Annotated in this window: 1 protein-coding gene; it reads left to right on the top strand. The window is 64.7% G+C overall.

Annotated elements, in window-relative coordinates; all coding sequences use genetic code 11:
• Positions 1–118 precede the first annotated feature (118 nt).
• Entirely contained in the window at positions 119–1363 is a 1245-nt protein-coding gene (locus B7R22_RS18275) for an IS256 family transposase (protein WP_116413117.1), read from the top strand.
• The last annotated feature ends 50 nt before the right edge of the window (positions 1364–1413 follow it).

The raw sequence follows: 1413 nt of genomic DNA on the forward strand, positions 1-1413 counted from the left end.
AGTAGTGCCCCTTACAGTGGTGTAGCCCCGGTGGCTGGCCTCGTCTTGGACGGGGGCGCGGTCACCGTGGTGTTCCTTCGAGGAAATTCCTACATCCCACTCGAAAGGCATCAACACGATGACCGCTCCACATATTGTCGACCCTGCCGGCCTGCTCGGTGAAGCCCTGAGCGACGCGTCTCCGGATCTGATGCGCAGCCTGCTGCAAACCATGATCAACGCCCTTCTCTCTGCCGACGCTGACGCTGTCGTCGGCGCGGAATGGGGCAAACCCTCGCCTGACCGCACTGCGCAGCGAAACGGGTACCGGCACCGCGACCTCGACACGAGGGTCGGCACGATCGATGTCGCCGTCCCGAAGCTGCGCCAGGGCACGTACTTCCCGGAGTGGCTCCTCGAAAGACGCAAACGAGCCGAGGCCGCGATGATCACCGTGATCGCGGACTGCTACCTCGCTGGGGTCAGCACCCGCCGGATGGACAAGCTCGTGAAAACGCTTGGGATCCACAGCTTGTCGAAGTCGCAGGTATCCCGGATGGCGGCCGAGCTCGACGAACACGTCGACCAGTTCCGGCATCGCCCGCTCGGCGACGCGGGCCCGTTCACGTTCGTCGCCGCGGACGCGTTGACGATGAAAGTCCGTGAAGGTGGCAGGGTCATAGGCGCCGTCGTTCTCGTCGCGACCGGCGTCAACGCCGACGGGCGCCGCGAAGTCCTCGGCCTGCGCGTGGCAACCTCAGAGACCGGTGCGGCGTGGAACAGCTTCTTCGCCGACCTCACAGCGCGCGGTCTCACCGGTGTGCGCCTCGTCACCTCCGACGCCCATCAGGGTTTGGTCGAAGCGATCGCAGCGAACCTGCCCGGGGCGTCCTGGCAGCGGTGCCGCACACATTACGCGGCGAACCTGATGAGTGTGTGCCCGAAGAGCATCTGGCCGGCGGTAAAAGCGATGCTGCACTCGGTGTACGACCAACCCGACGCCGCAGCCGTGCACGCCCAATACGACCGGCTCCTGGACTACGTCGAAGACAAACTCCCCGCCGCGTTCGAGCACCTTGATGCTGCACGAGCTGACGTCCTCGCGTTCACGACCTTCCCCGAAGGGCTCTGGCAGCAGGTCTGGTCCAACAATCCGAACGAGCGCCTGAATCGTGAAATCCGTCGCCGCACCGACAGCGTTGGGATCTTCCCCAACCGCGACGCCATCATCCGCCTCGTCGGCGCGGTCCTTGCCGAACAAACCGACGAATGGGCCGAAGGCCGCCGCTACCTCGGCCTCGACATCCTCACCAAATCCCGCCTCACACTCGTACCCGACAACAGAAACGAGGTGACCGAACCAGCCCTCGCCCTCAGCGCCTAAACACTCAAACCGAAGGAACCACCACTACACCACCACCGGGGACTTGACCC

It is taken from the genome of Subtercola boreus, assembly GCF_003399635.1.
Classification (GTDB): Bacteria; Actinomycetota; Actinomycetes; order Actinomycetales; family Microbacteriaceae; genus Subtercola; species Subtercola boreus_B.

Bases quoted from the DNA above. Each gene is read 5' to 3' on its own strand.
- B7R22_RS18275 (WP_116413117.1), top strand. From the start codon at position 119: ATGACCGCTCCACATATTGTCGACCCTGCCGGCCTGCTCGGTGAAGCC.